At 62.4% G+C, this 15,283-nt stretch carries 13 protein-coding genes; 6 read left to right on the top strand and 7 right to left on the bottom strand.

Annotation, left to right across the window (positions count from 1 at the left end; translation table 11 throughout):
• Positions 1-10: 10 nt before the first annotated feature.
• From AC1VVK_RS21275 to AC1VVK_RS21265, 3 genes are all read right to left on the bottom strand, one after another.
• Positions 11-895: a nickel/cobalt efflux transporter gene (locus tag AC1VVK_RS21275; protein ID WP_482906730.1), complete on the bottom strand. Its 885-nt coding sequence runs from the start codon at positions 893-895 to the stop codon at positions 11-13.
• 67 nt (positions 896-962) lie between these two features.
• On the bottom strand, positions 963-2,150 hold the full coding sequence (locus AC1VVK_RS21270) for an amidohydrolase family protein (protein WP_132386032.1): 1,188 nt from the start codon (positions 2,148-2,150) through the stop codon (positions 963-965).
• 44 nt (positions 2,151-2,194) lie between these two features.
• On the bottom strand, positions 2,195-3,409 hold the full coding sequence (locus AC1VVK_RS21265) for a CaiB/BaiF CoA transferase family protein (RefSeq protein WP_482906729.1): 1,215 nt from the start codon (positions 3,407-3,409) through the stop codon (positions 2,195-2,197).
• Positions 3,410-3,704: 295 nt separating this feature from the next.
• On the opposite strand from AC1VVK_RS21265, the gene AC1VVK_RS21260 reads away from it, so the two are divergent.
• Entirely contained in the window at positions 3,705-4,334 is a 630-nt protein-coding gene (locus tag AC1VVK_RS21260; RefSeq protein ID WP_482906728.1) for a TetR/AcrR family transcriptional regulator, read from the top strand.
• A gap of 54 nt (positions 4,335-4,388) precedes the next feature.
• On the opposite strand, the gene AC1VVK_RS21255 is transcribed toward AC1VVK_RS21260, so the two are convergent.
• On the bottom strand, positions 4,389-5,393 hold the full coding sequence (locus AC1VVK_RS21255; protein WP_482906727.1) for a GGDEF domain-containing protein: 1,005 nt from the start codon (positions 5,391-5,393) through the stop codon (positions 4,389-4,391).
• A gap of 190 nt (positions 5,394-5,583) precedes the next feature.
• Here AC1VVK_RS21255 and AC1VVK_RS21250 point away from each other — a divergent pair, with 190 nt between their 5' ends.
• From AC1VVK_RS21250 to AC1VVK_RS21240, 3 genes are all read left to right on the top strand, one after another.
• A complete protein-coding gene (locus AC1VVK_RS21250) occupies positions 5,584-6,267 on the top strand; it encodes a response regulator transcription factor (RefSeq protein WP_482906726.1) in 684 nt (227 codons plus the stop codon).
• A 95-nt stretch (positions 6,268-6,362) separates the two neighbouring features.
• Complete coding sequence (locus AC1VVK_RS21245; RefSeq protein WP_482906725.1) at positions 6,363-7,565, top strand: FecR family protein; 1,203 nt, start codon at positions 6,363-6,365, stop codon at positions 7,563-7,565.
• The gene (locus tag AC1VVK_RS21240) at positions 7,562-9,787 is read left to right on the top strand and encodes a CHASE2 domain-containing protein (protein ID WP_482906724.1); all 2,226 of its coding nucleotides are present in this window, start codon (positions 7,562-7,564) and stop codon (positions 9,785-9,787) included. Before AC1VVK_RS21245 ends, AC1VVK_RS21240 begins: the two co-directional genes overlap by 4 nt.
• 25 nt (positions 9,788-9,812) lie before the next feature.
• Here the strand turns inward: AC1VVK_RS21240 and AC1VVK_RS21235 are convergent, their stop codons facing one another.
• Complete coding sequence (locus AC1VVK_RS21235) at positions 9,813-10,184, bottom strand: hypothetical protein (RefSeq protein ID WP_482906723.1); 372 nt, start codon at positions 10,182-10,184, stop codon at positions 9,813-9,815.
• 708 nt (positions 10,185-10,892) lie between these two features.
• Here AC1VVK_RS21235 and AC1VVK_RS21230 point away from each other — a divergent pair.
• On the top strand, positions 10,893-11,936 hold the full coding sequence (locus AC1VVK_RS21230) for a Ros/MucR family transcriptional regulator (protein ID WP_482906722.1): 1,044 nt from the start codon (positions 10,893-10,895) through the stop codon (positions 11,934-11,936).
• A gap of 146 nt (positions 11,937-12,082) precedes the next feature.
• Here AC1VVK_RS21230 and AC1VVK_RS21225 read toward each other — a convergent pair whose 3' ends face one another.
• Together AC1VVK_RS21225 and AC1VVK_RS21220 are read right to left on the bottom strand one after the other, a co-directional pair.
• Positions 12,083-13,366, bottom strand: a complete 1,284-nt coding sequence (locus AC1VVK_RS21225; RefSeq protein ID WP_482906721.1) for a cystathionine gamma-synthase family protein — start codon at positions 13,364-13,366, stop codon at positions 12,083-12,085.
• Positions 13,367-13,599: 233 nt separating this feature from the next.
• On the bottom strand, positions 13,600-14,055 hold the full coding sequence (locus AC1VVK_RS21220) for a tRNA (cytidine(34)-2'-O)-methyltransferase (protein WP_482906720.1): 456 nt from the start codon (positions 14,053-14,055) through the stop codon (positions 13,600-13,602).
• A 180-nt stretch (positions 14,056-14,235) separates the two neighbouring features.
• On the opposite strand from AC1VVK_RS21220, the gene AC1VVK_RS21215 reads away from it, so the two are divergent.
• Positions 14,236-15,126, top strand: a complete 891-nt coding sequence (locus AC1VVK_RS21215) for an alpha/beta fold hydrolase (RefSeq protein WP_482906719.1) — start codon at positions 14,236-14,238, stop codon at positions 15,124-15,126.
• Positions 15,127-15,283: the final 157 nt, after the last annotated feature.

Raw genomic sequence — 15,283 nt, 5'->3', positions numbered from 1 at the left:
GCTCTCTATCTCACGGCAGGTGGTGCCAGGCCGAGAGGGTCACATAAAGCCCGATTCCAAGGATAACGAGACCCGAAATATAGGGCGCCCTGCGCACGGCCTCTCCAAAGCCGGACCAGCGTTTCTCGACATGGCGCAGGCTCAGCGCCGCCAGTACGCCCGAGGCGACCATGGTGATGGCAAGGCCCACCGAGAAACTCAGCACTAGAGTAGCGCCCAGCGCCAGTCGCTTGAGCTGGAGGCAAAGCATCAGCACCGTGATCGCACCGGGACAGGGAACAAGGCCCCCGGTCAGGCCGAAGATCACGATCTGTCCGGTGGTAACCCGCGCATGGGCGAAACGCCGCCGGATATCCTCTGCGTGCGCGGCCTCATGCGCATCGACATAGCCGCCGGTCGCCAATTCGAGTTCGTGAACCTCTTCGTCGGACGGCTCGTGGTGATGACGGTCGTGGCCATGGTGGTGATGCCCATGCCCGTGATTATGATCGTGATCGTGGTGATGCCCGTGGCCGTGCGAGTGGTCGGCATGGAAGTGCGCAGCCGCCATCTGCTCCCGCCGCGCGCGGTGCAGCATCCAGAGCGACATGCCCACGATAATCAGACCCGAGGCAAGCTGGAACCACGGCTCGGTGTCCTCTGCCCGCAATCCGCCGAACAACCACATCCCGCCGAGCGCCACGGCCCAGACGACCATCGTATGCGACAGCGTGGCAGCCAGCCCAAGCAGCACCGCCTGACGCACGGTGCCCTTCACCGCGATAATGAAGGCCGCCATCATCGTTTTCGAATGACCCGGCTCAAGGCCGTGCAACGCTCCGAGCAGGATAGCGCTGGGGATGAACAGCCAGGCGTCGGAACCGACATGGGCGATGAGTTGGGGAAGATCGAGCATGCCGCCCAATATCCCCCCAGGGGGGATATGAAAAGACCTTGTTTGCGCGGTGACGCCCTGCCGTCGGCTAACCGATCCCGAAAAATTTCTCCGCGCAGCCGGCCACGATCCAGTCGCGCTCGGCCTTGGGTACGCCCCGGAAGTTCTCTTCGATCACCGCATGGCTGTGAGGGAAAGTGGTCTCCGAGTGCGGATAATCTGATGACCACATGATGTTCTTGCAGCCCGACTTGTGCCGCAGTTCGATGCCGATCCGATCGGATATGAACGACGCGTAGACATTCTGATCGAAGTAATGGCTGGGCGGATGCTTGATGGTGCACTCGGTCCAGTGGCGCTGCATCTCCCAGGTGCGGTCCATGTATTCGCAGGCCCATGGGATCCAGCCCACGCCGCTCTCGATCAGGCCGATGCGCAGCTTGGGAAAGCGATCAAAGACGCCGCCATAGAGCATGATGCTGACCACTTCGAGCATCGCAGTCTTCCCCATCGGGATGTCGGGCAGGAAATTGGTCTTGTCCTTGTACCGTGAAACCCGCGCGCCAAGGTGGAAGGTGATGGCTAGGTCGAGTTCCTGAGCGGTCGCCCAGATCGGATCGAACTCGGCGTCGCGATACTGGCGATCGCCGCCGGAATCGCCGGTCATCGCCTGCCAGATCGAACTCATCTTGGTGAAGTTCCTGATCGACTGGGGAAAGGCCGGGATGTTCACCGCAACGTCGCCGCGCTTCCGGGCCTCGTGCATCATCCGTACCGTAGTGGACACATCCACGGTCGGCAGGAAGGCGGCGGAGAAAAGCCGCTTGCGATCATAGGCGCAGAAGTCGGACTGCCAGCGATTGAACGCGTCGAAGCTGTCGAAAAACAGGTCGAGATTGCCCGTTTGCAGCGGACCGCCGCCGAATAGAACGGCCTTGTCCATGCCGTCCCGGTCCATGTCCTCGATGCGTTTTTCGGCCTGCCAACCGCCCAGCCGCATGTCGGAGAACTTGCCGACGTTCTTGTATTCCTCGGTCTTTCGTCCGGCCTGGCTCTGCATGAGGTGAACTTGCCTGCGCTGCCCCTCGAATACGACATAATCGACGTCGCCCACGGTTTCGACGGTCGGTGCCTGATCTCGGAATTCGGGAGATAGATACTCCTTCCACATGGTTGGCGGCGGTGTGACATGCACGTCCGCATCGACGACGTAGTCTACTACGCGCGGGGCCGCTTCGATCTCGCGATTGGCATTCGCCTCTTCCAGGATAGTCATGGCATCGGCTCCTTATTTAGAAAGGTTGGTGCGAAGAATTCGGGTCAACCGACCACGGAGTTCTGAAGCAGTTCGGCGATCGCCTCGCGGGAATACCCTGCCCCCGCCAGAAGTTCTTCCGTATGCTCGCCAAGCAGCGGTGCCCGCACTGGCTCCTTCGGCGCATAACGACCATCAAACCCGACCGGACCGGCCGCAAGCTTGACGCTGGTTCCATCTCGCACCGCAATCGGGAACAGCAGCCCATTGGCTTCGACTTGCGGATCCGTCGTGACATCGTGAATAGTGCGCACCAGTTCCCACGGCGCGTCCCAGGCATCGAAGATCGGCTTCCAGTCTTCCCAGTTTCGCGAACCGATCGTTGCCTGAATTTCCGCAATTAGTGCGGCACCATGGTCGGCACGGCCCGCATTCGAGATGAACCGGGCGTCCTGCAACAGATCGGAACGATCGATGTTGTTGCAAAGCGCCGGCCAATAGCGATCTGGGTCGAGGAACATCAGTTGGACAAAGCGACCGTCGGCGGTTTTGTAGGTATAGCGCAGGGGCGCCCGCACGGGATCGCCGACATGGGCGTGCTGCTCGGGCGTTCTGGTCTGGCTGACGACGACATCGGCCGAAAGTGACCACACCGCTGTAGACAGCAGGGATACGTCGACGACGGCGGCCTCGCCGGTCATCGCCCGCTTGAAGAGCGCGCCAGCTATCCCGTAAGCCACCGAAATGGCGCTGACGTGATCGCCCAGCGCCGGGCGCGGCTTGACCGGTTCGCTCATTTCCCTGGGCCGAAGCACGTGGGCGAAACCGCCACGCGCCCAGAAGGCGGTTGAATCGTAACCGGCCTTGTCGATTTCGTTTCCCTTGAAACCCACGCCGTTGCCGCGAACATAGATGAGCTTCGGATTGCGAGCCTGGAGATCCTCCGGCGTCAGGCGCAGCGACTTGATCGCCTTGGGGCGCAAGCTGGTCAGGAACACGTCGGCCGTGTCGATCAGTCGCAACAGGGCTTCCCGGCCGCTCTCCGTTTTCAGGTCGATTGCGATCGATTTCTTGCCGCGATTGTTCTGCTCCAGCGAAAGATTGGCCGAGCCGGTCTCGCGCCCGTCGCCGATTTTCAGTGTGCGGTAAGGATCGCCACCATCGACCGTCTCGACGTGGATGACCTCGGCGCCGTGATCGGCCAGCAGCGCCCCGGCGGCGGGAACGAACACGTATTGGGCCAATTCGATGATGCGAATTCCGGAAAATACCTCGGTCATCCCTCTCCGGCTCCAGTTCCTGTTTTTGCGGATTTGCGAATCAATCTAACATTTGTTTGGTTTTTGATATAGTCTGTTTTTAGGACATGCTTGATGCGGGAAATACCGGGAATTTGCCCACGCGGCAGCCGGTCTCTAGGAGTGTCGCAATGATCAATCGTCCGGCTTTCCCGCCCCGTCGCACCTGCGATTCGATGTCCCGCCGCAGGGCCCGATCGTGAGCACCAGAGCCGGAAAGAGACCGGTTCCGGGCGCATCCACCGAAAAGGGAACTGACCGCCGGGAGCGCATTCTTTTGGCGGCGCGGCATCGCTTTGCCGCGTCAGGCTTCGAATCCACGACGGTGCGCCAGCTTGCCGACGATGCCGGTTTGCTCGCAGGCAGCCTTTACTATCACTTCGCGAACAAGGAGCAGATGCTCCACGAAATCGTGCGCGATGTGGTCAACCGGCTGCGCGATGGTGCGCAGGAGATCCAGCAGCGCCAAACCGATCCGGAGACAAGCCTTGTCGCGCTCATCTATTTCGATGTGAAGGAGAGGACGACCGATCAGGAGGTGCATGCCATCCTCCATCAGGAGCGCGCCTATTACCGGAGCAACCCCGATTTCGATTACGTCGTGGCAGCCCGCCGGGATCACTATCTGGTCTGGCGGGCTATTCTTGAGCAGGGTATCGAACAGGGCTATTTCAGGGCCGACATCAATATCTTCCTGACGCTCACGACGATCATTCGCATGCTCAACACCGCTGCGGATTGGTACATCCACGATGACCGCGCGACGATCAGTGCCGCTGGCATCATTTCTCGCGATGAGCTGAGCGCCTTCTACGTCAACTTCGTGCTGCGCGCGGTGCGCACGTCGGAACGGATCGCAGCGCCCGTTCCATGGCCAGGTAATAACGCCGGTGCAGCCGGCGAATGATCGCGCCGGGACAGCACTGCATCGCCGCAATGTTCCTGACGCGATAGCGGCAGACTACGGCAAGGCCTGAAATCTCACCGCGTTGCGGCCCTGTTCCTTGGCACGATAGAGCGCGGAATCCGCCGTGCCTATACAGTGGGATACGACGCTGGAGTCGACCTTCCCGCCGCGCTCAGCGGACGCAACCGTGACGCCAATGCTGACCGTGACGCGGCCCGCCGGACTATCCGGATGCGCGATGGCGAGAGCCTCGATCGCCGCCCGGCAGCTTTCCGCGAATGCGACCGCCGCATCGCCGTCCGCATCCGGCAGCAGGACCACGAATTCCTCGCCGCCGTATCGGCCGACTGCCCCACCGGCCCGGGCGCCGTGGCCGCCGATGATCTGCGCAACCGCCATGAGGCAGGTATCGCCCGTCACATGCCCGAAGCGGTCGTTGTAGGCCTTGAAGCAATCGATATCGGCCACGAGCAGGCCAACCGGGCGCCGCTCCCTTGCTCCGCACCGCAGGCCCCGGCGGACTGCCGTCTCCAACCCTCTACGGTTCAGCAGGCCGGTGAGATGGTCGGTACGCAGCGAGGCCAGCAACCTGCGCCGGGATCGCCTCAGCCCTTGCTCGATCCGGGCTTCGCGCGTGATGTCGATGGCCCCGATCATCATCTCAGCCAGTTCGCCGCCGCGATCGTATGTGGCGTTGAAAGTCAGCATGTACTCGCTGCCACGCCAGGAGATCCTGAGGTCCGGCAAAGGCTGGCGACTTCCGGCCAGCCGATAGCGCTTCTCAAGGATCGGCCGGAGATCGGGAAGCAGAGCGGTGACGCAGTAACCGTCCAGATCGATCACCGGATAGCCCGCGATCTGTGCCATTTGCTCGTTCACGAACAGGACATGCCGGGCGCGGTCGAGAATGCAGAGCGCGAAGGGAACCGCGTCGAAGTACCGGCCCACCGTCTGCCCCATACCCGGCGCGCTATCGAAACGGTCATCCGGGCGTCTGGCCAAGGGCGGCGCTCCGAACGGATAGGCACCTTCCTGCGCGCATGCGGCTTTCACCATCATTCCCCAATCTCGCCACGCTTGATCGTGCCGGATTCTTCCATGGTTCTGGAAAGCGCCGATGTCATGTAAAGGAGTGCAAAATCGTCCTGACTTGTAAAACGTTGTAAAAAGTGGCCCGTGGCCTGCTATCCATGAACGGTTCCGCTGGTATGGCACTTCGGGATCCATGATTGCCTGCGGCGGAGCGTACATGCGGATTGCAATTCTGGAGGACGATCTGGCCCTTGCGGGCTATGTTGAAAAATCGCTGTCGGCGAGCGACCATAGCTGCGTGATGTTCACGGATGGCCAGAAGCTTCTGCACCATCTCTACCGTGAAACTTTCGACATGCTCATTCTGGACTGGAACGTGCCAGGCATGTCCGGGCTTCAGATCCTGGACTGGATGCGCGACAATCTCGATACCCGGCCGCCTTCGCTGATGCTCACGAGCCGGTCGGCAGAGGAAGATATCGTTGCCGGATTGTCCGCCGGAGCGGACGATTACGTCATCAAGCCGGTGTCGGCCGCCGTGCTGCTGGCCCGGGTCAATGCCGTGGCACGGCGGGTCTACCCCTCCCCGTCCAGCAATATCGAGGTTTTCGGCCCCTACCAGTTCGACAGCCGGGCGGAGACCATCGAATTCCAGGGCGAGCCCGTCGCGGTTACCGCCAAGGAGCATGCCCTTGCCACCCTGTTGTTCCGGAACCTGAACCGTGCGCTTTCCCGCGCCTATCTGCTAGAAACGATCTGGGGCGTGAAGCCGGACCTGCCGACCCGAACGCTTGACGCGCACATTTCGAATGTCCGCACCAAGCTGAACTTGCGCCCGGCGAACGGCTTCAAGCTGACGCCGATCTATTCCTACGGTTATCGCCTGGAAGTCCTGACTTGACCCCTGCACATGTCTTTCGCGCCTCCCTTGGCGCAATGTTGCTTGCCTGCTGCGCCGGCGTCAGCGCCGAAGCTCCTTCTTACGTCACATATAGCGTGAACAGGAACGACACGCTTTACGATCTGGCACAACGCTATTTCGCAGATCGCGGCGGCTATGTAGTCGTCCAGAAGCTTAACCGGGTCTCCAATCCGCGTCGGATGCCGGTGGGCAAAGTCCTGAAGATACCCCGCTCACTGCTGAGGCGCGAACCTATCGAGGCCGTGGTGCAGAACTACAAAGGTTCGGTTCTGGTAGGCACGAGAAGCGCCGCGATCGGGCTGAAAGTTCATGAAGGCGATCTGGTCGAGACCGGGGACAGGTCTTTCGTGTCGCTGCGCCTGCCGGACAACACCACGGTGTCCCTCCCCTCCGGAACACGCGTTCGTGTCCAGATGCTGCGGCGGACCCTGTTGGCGGAATCGGTCGAGCGCCAGTTCGTGATCCAGAAGGGGCAGGCGGCGGGCATAGTGACGCCGATGACCGATCCGCAGAGCACGTTCCAGTTCCTCACACCCCGCGCCATGACATCCGTGCGCGGCACGCAGTTCCGCCTGAGTTACGAGCCCGGCAACGAAAGCTCGCATATCGAAGTGACGGAGGGCAAAGTCGCCTTCCGCGAGGACCGCGAGACGGAGCAGTTCGTGGAAGCCGGTTTCGGCACCAATGACCAACTCCCTGCACCAGTGCCCCTGCTCGCCGCGCCGGATCTGGTCACGCCGGACAAGGTTCAGGACGAAGAACGGCTTGCTTTCGCCGTGAAGCCCCTCACCGGGGCCATCCGCTATCGTTTCCAGCTTGCGCGCGATGCGGGCTTCCTCGACGTGATCGACGAAGCCTTTGCCGATACCCCGCAAGCCGAATTGCCGAGCCTGCCGAACGGTACATACTTCGTGCGCATGGCGGGGATCGATGCGAACGGCCTTGAGGGCAAGCCTTCGGTCTATAGCTTCGAGCGGCGGCTCAATCGCCTGCGCACCAGCCTCGAACAGAGCCGCGCGGGCAGATATCGGCAGTTCCTGTTCCGCTGGCAGGCGCCGGACCTGACCGGGGCGCACTTCCGCTTCCAGCTTTCGCACAACGCCGACGGCTCGTCCCCGGTCGTGGACGAGACCGGCCTTGCGGGCTCATCCTTCGTCATCACCGATCTTCCCGGCGGCACCTATTACTGGCGGGTCATGAGCATTGAGGCCGCCGGCAGCAGGATCTACACGAAATGGTCGCCGACCAACGAACTGCGGGTCGGGAACACGAAGTGAATCTGGGACGGCACCTCAAGACCGAATGGTGGATCATTGCGATCCTCGTCAGTCTGCTGGCTGCGCTTCTCACGCTGGGCGACGCATTGTCGCGCATGGACAATGCCGTGTACGATCACCTGCTGCAATTCGACCGCAGCGCTCCGGACAGCAATATCGCCCTTGTCGAGATCGACGATGCCAGCCTGGCCGAAGTCGGGCGGTGGCCGTGGAGCCGCGCCGTTCACGCCGATCTGATCGCGCGGATCGGTCGCTCCGCCCCCCGCGCCATCGTCTACGACACGCTGTTTACCGAGCCCAGTGCGGCGGCCGACGATATCAAACTGGGGGATGCGATCGCGGGCGCGGGAGACGTCTTCCTGCCCTATTTCGTGAACATGCGCGCTTCGCCGCCCGGCATTGTCGCGCCCATAGCGCCCGTTCGCAGAGCGGCCGCCGGGATGGGGTTCACCGACTACCTCGTCGATCCGGACGGCGTGATGCGCTCGGCCCCCACCGGGATAGGATCGCCGCCCACGCAGATGCATCTGATGGACGTCGTCCACCAAGCCGTCGAAGGCCGTTCGGGGCCTCCCGTTCGGGCGCGATTGATACCCTATACGAAGGACGGGCCTCCGCCTCATATCAGTGCCTCCTCGATCCTCAACGGCGAGGTCCCCGCGCAAATGCTGGCCGGCAAACTCGTTCTGGTAGGGATAACCGCCGCCGGGATCGGCCCACGCTATGCGGTGCCCGGCCTTGGCACGATGTCCGGGCTGGAGATCAATGCCCAGTTCCTGCGCGCCCTGCTCGACCGCAGGATGATATCGAGGGCCGGGACAGGCCTGCGCATCGCCTTTGCCGTCGTGCCCGTCTGGCTCCTGATGCTGGCGATGGGGCCGTTTCCCCGGCTGACACCCTTGTTCAGCCTTGCGGCTGCAACGGTCGTGATGCTCGCCGCCACGAGCGCGCTGCTGCTTTTCCAGCGCCTCTGGCTTCCTCCTGGAAGCGGCATTCTGGCCTTGTGCATCGCCTATCCGATCTGGGGCTGGCGGCAACTCGCCATCACGCAGCAGTTCATGCACGGCGAACTTCTGCGGCTGGAGGCCGATTCCACGATCTTCATGCCCTCTGCTGCAAAGGCGCCGCGACAGCCGCTTCTCTCGACGATTGCCCTGCTCACGGCGGCGATCACCAGCAACCGCGACATGAAACATTTCGTCGCGGATCGGCTCGACCAGTTGCCCGACGCAACGCTGGTGACGAACGGCAAAGGCGATATCCTGCTCGCCAATACATCGGCCACGGCACTGTTCGGCGAAGAGCACGTTCGTCCCCATGGCTCGGGCAATGCCATCGCGCTGCTCACGCGTTTCCGAAAAATCGGCTCGCGAGAACCGCTGAGCTTTCCGACCTCGGCGGAACACGGCGCCCAGAGTTTCGATGCGATGACAAGCGACGGCCACTTCTTCACGATCCGCTTCGCGCCGCAGCGGTCGGTTGGCGGCAATTTCGTCGGCTGGATCGTCCAGTTCATGGACGTGAGCGAAGCCCGGGCCGCGCAGCGCCAACGCGACGATATTCTTGAGCTTCTGACCCACGACATGCGCTCGCCGCAAGCCTCGATCCTTGCGGTTCTGGACACCGCGCCGGCGGAAAACATCGCTCCTGAGGAAGCGCGAAGAATTCGCCACTATGCCGAGCGCACGCTGGGTCTGGCCGATGGTTTCGTGCAGCTCGCCCGCGCCGAAAGCCTCGAGTACGCGCTGGAAGAGGTCGCCCTTGGCGACATGGTGATCGATGCCACCGATGACCTCTGGCCTCAGTTGATGGCCAAATCCATCTCGATCGATACTTGCGACATGGCAGACCGGCTGATCGTGCGCGTGGAGCGATCGCTTATCACCCGCGCCCTCATCAACATTCTTGAGAACGCGATCAAGTATAGCCCTTCCGGAAGCCGGATCCGCTGCACCACCAGCCTGGAACATGGCGCGGACGTTGAGCCGAGGGCGATATGCACCATCTCAGACGAAGGTCCCGGTCTGGACGAAGAGCAGAAGCTCAGGATCTTCGAACGCTTCCATCGCGGGGCGCTTGGCGCCGGCCGGAGAGCGGACGGTGTCGGCCTCGGCCTCAGCTTCGTCCATACGGTTCTGGTTCGTCACGACGGCGAAATCCGCTGCACAAGCGACACGGGCCAGGGAGCGACGTTTACGCTGATCCTGCCCCTCGCCGACTGACAGGCCCGGGGGCGGATCGACTGCCTTACCCTCCCTCTCCGGCGTGCCGCGAAGATGCCGCGCCGTCCAGTTCTGTCAGCAAAGCGCGGGAGAGCCTGTCGGCGGTGTCGGGCTTTCCGATCCGCTGCGGCTGCTGTGCGACGATCCTGTAGACCTCGCGCCCGGTGGCGGCATCAGACATCACCAGAGTAACAACCCGCGTCCCTATCGCGCGGGACCGACTGGGGGCGACAAGCCATTCCGCTTTTGCTTCGCCGCTATCTTCCGGCGCAAGAAGTCCGGTCTTTCCGGGAAGGTCCGAGGCGGTCAACTGGACAAGGTAACGCCCGTGATCGGAACGGACAAAGCCATGCGAGGCAAGCCCGGCAAGAACCGCCGTCTGCCACGCATTGTCCACGTTCCCGTTTCCGACAAGCTCTATCGTGCCGCCTTGCGGCATCGTTCTGGCAGAATGTAGCGTCAGGGGCGGAACGCTTGCACATCCGGCCAACAATCCTGCCAGTCCCAACGATATCGTCCGAAGATGTGATTTCATTTCAATTCCGATTGGGCTCACGATACCGGCCCAAATGTAAATTCGGGCCACGGCCAGCTAACCGAAATCCCGTAGCAAATGGCAATCTTTGAAGTGCCGATTTTACACTGCTTTACATCGGTTCCGACGATTCTGGCCTATGGTATCCCGACCGCGACATCAGTGGCGGCCACTTCGATCGCAAAGGCGCACTACCCCCGCGCGCATTTACCCCATGTCTTGCCATCGAGGTGAGAGTCGACCCGGATCGAACCGGGCATCCCCTCCGGCCCCGCCCTGCCGCACTGCAGAGCGGGGCCTTCTTTTTCAAATATTGGACGATTGCAGGACGGAGCAAAGCATCGGCTGGCTCCGTATAATCGGTGCGGCAGCTGTAAATGCCGCCGCAGAGACCCGCTTTCCTTAAACCGTTCGTGAAAGGATCAACGCTCCTCCCAGCCGGATCCGGCGTGAGCTGCCTGGGACGGTGAGCGCGGACAACCGAGAGCGAATGTTAGATATTGCTTTACTTCATGGCGTCTAAAGAGGATTGGACAATTCAGCCTCAGGCTCCATTCGGGAGAAGAACAGATGTCCGACAACGCCCAGCCAGAACTCGCCCGACTTACAGTAGAACTCCTCAGCGCCTATTTCACCAACAACAGTGTGCCCAGCAGCGATCTGCCGGGGCTGATCGAGGCGACAAGGACCGCGCTGTCGGGTTCTGCAACGCCCGAACCTGAAGTCGCTCCCGATTTCACGCCCGCCGTTTCGGTGGAAGAAAGCCTGGCCTCGCGAGACCACATCATCAGTCTTCTCGATGGCAAACCCTATAGAACCTTGAAGCGTCATCTTTCCAACAACGGACTGACGCCGGAGCAGTACAAGGACCGCTACAAGCTGCCCGCAGACTATCCAATGGTTGCTGCAACTTACTCCGAACAGCGCCGCAGCCTTGCCAAGAAGCTGGGCCTTGGAAGCCGTTCGCCGCAAGTTGCGCCGCCTTCAAACGCAGCAAAGCCCAGCGCCAAGGCGCCGAAGGCCGCAGCGGCAACGCCTAAAGTTGCCGCCGCGAAGGCCGTGACCGCCAAGGCGGCCGAAAAGCCGGCTCCGAAGACGCCGAAAGCCCCGGCCAAGAAAGTGACCGCCAAGGTCGCCGCCAGCGGCAGGAAGCCCAAGCTGACTGCCGCGAAGGCCGTCTCCACTCCCGCAGCGTCGGGCAGCCCGGCGAGCGAGCCCACCGCCCGGAAGACGGCCGATGCAGGCGCGAAGAAGGAGCGCCGCATGGCGCGCCCCAAGATTGCGACTGAAAGCGGCGCCCAGACCAGTGCACCCGCTTCGGACGCAAAGGCCAAGTCGTCCACGAAGCCCGCGGCAAAGGCAACCACCACCGCGGCCGCCAAGCCGGTGAAAGCGCCCACTGCCGCTACCAAGTCCGCCGCGAAGCCGAAAGCCGCAGACGCCAAGAAGGCGAAGTCGACGCCTGCCAAAGCATCCGCCCCGAAGACTGCTTCGACGAGCGTGAAGGCGGCAAAGAAAACAGCGCCGAAAATCGCGGCCGAGATTGCCGTTCCAGCCGCTAATCCCGAAACGGTGGCGGCAAGCGAAGACAAACCGGCAATCGCCAACAACTGATCCGGCGGCGGGCGACCCTCGAACCAGCGGTCGCCCGCCTCCCAAGTATGGCGTATCTAAAAAGGTCTGCTTCGTGGCGGCCAACATCCAGATGAGGCTCGCGTTGCCGGCGAAGGCTATTGCGTTTCAGGCATGGCCAAGCGAGTTCAACTGGCCTCCAGCGCCTGAGCGAGATCGGCCACGATGTCGTCCGGATGCTCTATGCCGATCGACAGGCGAATGGTGGATTGCAACACACCGATCCGGTCGCGAACTTCGGCCGGAACGCCTGAATGGGTCGTCGTCGCCGGATGGCTGGCGAGCGATTCCGTGCCGCCGAGACTCACTGCCAGCTTGAATATCTGAAGCGCGTTCAGGAAGCGGAACGCAGCGGGCTGCCCACCTGCAATGTCGAAAGCGAAGGTCGATCCGGCCCCCGTGCACTGCGCGGCAAAGACCTCCGCCTGCCGCGAACGCTCCGGATAGAACGGCGGATAGGCCAACCCCTCGACTTTCGCATGAGCCTGCAGGAAATTCGCGGCCGCCGCCGCGTTCGAATTGGCGCGCTCCATCCTCAAGCCCAGCGTCTCAAGCGAGCGCCCGAGCATCCAACAACTGTGCGGATCCAGCTGCGTCCCGATGGCACTGCGCAGCAGCCGCACCTCGCGCATGAGCTTGGCCGATCCCAGCGCCGCACCGGCAACAAGATCGGAGTGGCCACCGACATACTTGGTGAGGGAATAGAGCGAAATATCGGCACCCAGCCGCAGCGGATGCTGGAAGACCGGACCCAGCAGCGTATTGTCACAGACCAGCAGCGGCCGGTGCCCCTGCATGCGCTCGATATCTTCGCACAGACGCTTCAGCATCGCGATATCGACAAGACTGTTGGTGGGATTGGCGGGCGTTTCGACCAGTACGAGCGACACCCGGCCCTGTGCGACAGCCTGTTTCGCCGCAATTGCCACCGCGTCTTCATCAAGCCCATCGCTGAATCCGACGGCCTTGATGCCGAAGTTCGCGAAAGTCTTCGCCAGCAGCGTTTCGGTTCCGCCGTACAGCGGCTGCGAGTGCAGGATTACATCGCCGGGCCTTGCGAAAGTCAGCACTGTCGTCGTGATGGCTCCCATCCCCGACGAGAAGACCACCCCGGCCTCCGCGCCTTCGTAGACCGCCATGCGATCCTCGACGATCTCGCTGTTGGGATGGTTGAAGCGCGAGTAGACCAGCCCGCGCCCCTGTCCCGGCGGCGGCTCCTTGCGGCCCGCCACATAGTCGAAGAAGTCGCGCCCGTCTTCCGCAGTTGGAAAAACGAATGTCGAGGTGAGAAAGACCGGAGGCTTGACCGCCCCTTCCGACAGGAGAGGATCGTAACCGTAGTTCAGCATCAGGGTATCCGGGTGAAGCGTGTGCCCACCGATCGCCGTCTTGCTTTCGCGAGGTGCAGTCATTTCCCTCTCCTTGGCCGGACGTGCAATCTGCCACGTTCCCTGGTGGCTAAACAAGCGATACCGGCCCAAGTTGCGGTTTGCCCTCTCCTGCACCCCGCTTGGGCCGAGCTTGTCGAAGGATGGAAGCTCGCGCCCTGACCTCGGAGGCTTCGACAGGCTCAGCCTGAGCGGATTTGGGAGGTTGGCTCTTGAACTCTCGCCCGCCCCGTCAGAAAACTACACGCGGCGCCAACTCATGCGCTCGGCAAAGTACCGGTTTGGCGCAAGGCTTCCCCCAGCGCCAAGGCCGCCGAGGTGGCAAGGTTCAACGAACGCACCTGCGGCCGCAGCGGAATGCGGATCCGTGCGTCGCATATGTCCGCAACGGCAGCCGGCACCCCCGCGCTTTCCTTTCCGAAAAGCAGCACATCGTCTGCCGTGAAATCGAACTCATAGGCCGATTGCGTGCTCTTCGTCGTGAACAGCACGAGCCGCCGCGAACCGATGGCACTCCTGAAAGCATCGAAGTCGGCATGCCGGGTAATGGTGACGTGATCGATATAGTCCATGGCGGCCCGCCGTACCCGGCGGTCGTCCCACTCGAAGCCCATCGGCTCGATAAGGTCCACATCCGCGCCCAGACAGGCACCAAGCCGGAGAATGGCGCCGACGTTTCCGGCAATTTCGGGTTCAAAAAGAGCAATGCGCATTGAGGCTGATTGGCGCCGACGAAGCATCCATGCAAGCCTGCGACGCTAACCTGGAGCCATTTACGCCCACTCTTCCCGGCCAATCGCGCGTGGGATGATCCATCCCGCGACGGATCGTCGTTCTGGACAGCGCTCTGCGATCTGGCCAGTCTCGCCCGGGATGCGGGAGGGAGATGGACCGTGCAGCAGGAGCAAAGCCGCCTCGTGAATGGAGATATCGCTCTGCAGAATGCAGATCCCGCCAGCTATCTGGCGCGCTTGGAGGCGAACGCCGATCGGAGGGAGACGCCCTGCGGTGACGGGACAATGGTCTGGCGGATCTGGGGAGAGGGTAAGCCCCTCGTGCTTGCTCACGGTGCGCAGGGATCCTGGACTCACTGGGTGCGCAATATTGAGCATCTGGCGCAGCACCGCCGGCTGATCGTCCCGGACCTGCCCGGACACGGCGATTCCGCCATGCCCGGAGAGACCGAGCATGCTGCCTTGTCAGCGGCACTGGCACGGGGGCTTGAGACCATTCTCGCATCCGGCGAACTACCGGTCGATCTTTGCGGCTTTTCCTTTGGGGGAGTGGTGCTGGCACATCTGGCTGCACTTCACCCGTCTGTTGCGCGGCGGCTGGTGATCGTTGGTTGCGGCGGGCTTGGCACACCGTTGGGGCACCCCCGCCTCGGCCGGATCAGCGGGCTGACCGGAGAGGATCGGCGGGCTGCCCTGAAGGCAAACCTGCTCGGGCTGATGCTCCACCATCCTGACAGCGCGGACGACCTGGCCATTCACATGCTGCTCCCCACCGCCAAGGCCGCGCGCCTGCACGTGCCGCCGCTGGTCCTGCCCGATCGGCTCTTGCGGATATTGCCGCAAGTGCGGGGGCCGGTAGACGCCATCTGGGGCGAGTGGGACCTGCCTCACCCCGCGCCTGCCGTGCAGGAAGCGGCGCTGCGATCGGTGCATCCGAACGCCGACTTCCGGGTCATAGCAAACGCGGGACATTGGGCGATGTACGAACAGCCCGAATCATTCGACGCCGCATTGCTCGACATCCTCGCCAAACCGCCGCGGACGGGTTGATGGGCAAAATTGCCCCTGTCTCCCGAAACGCACACATAGGTCTAGCAAGCCTTTCCGTGCGCGGCAGAAAGCCGCCCCTAGACGAAAGCCCCAGTCCAGACTTGCCCCTACAGGGTTCTGCCAATGCCATGACCGCCTTGCCCGGGTAAAATTAATC

It is taken from the genome of Novosphingobium sp. BL-S-32 (assembly GCF_056857055.1).
This window is presented reverse-complemented; position numbering and strand designations above follow the sequence as displayed.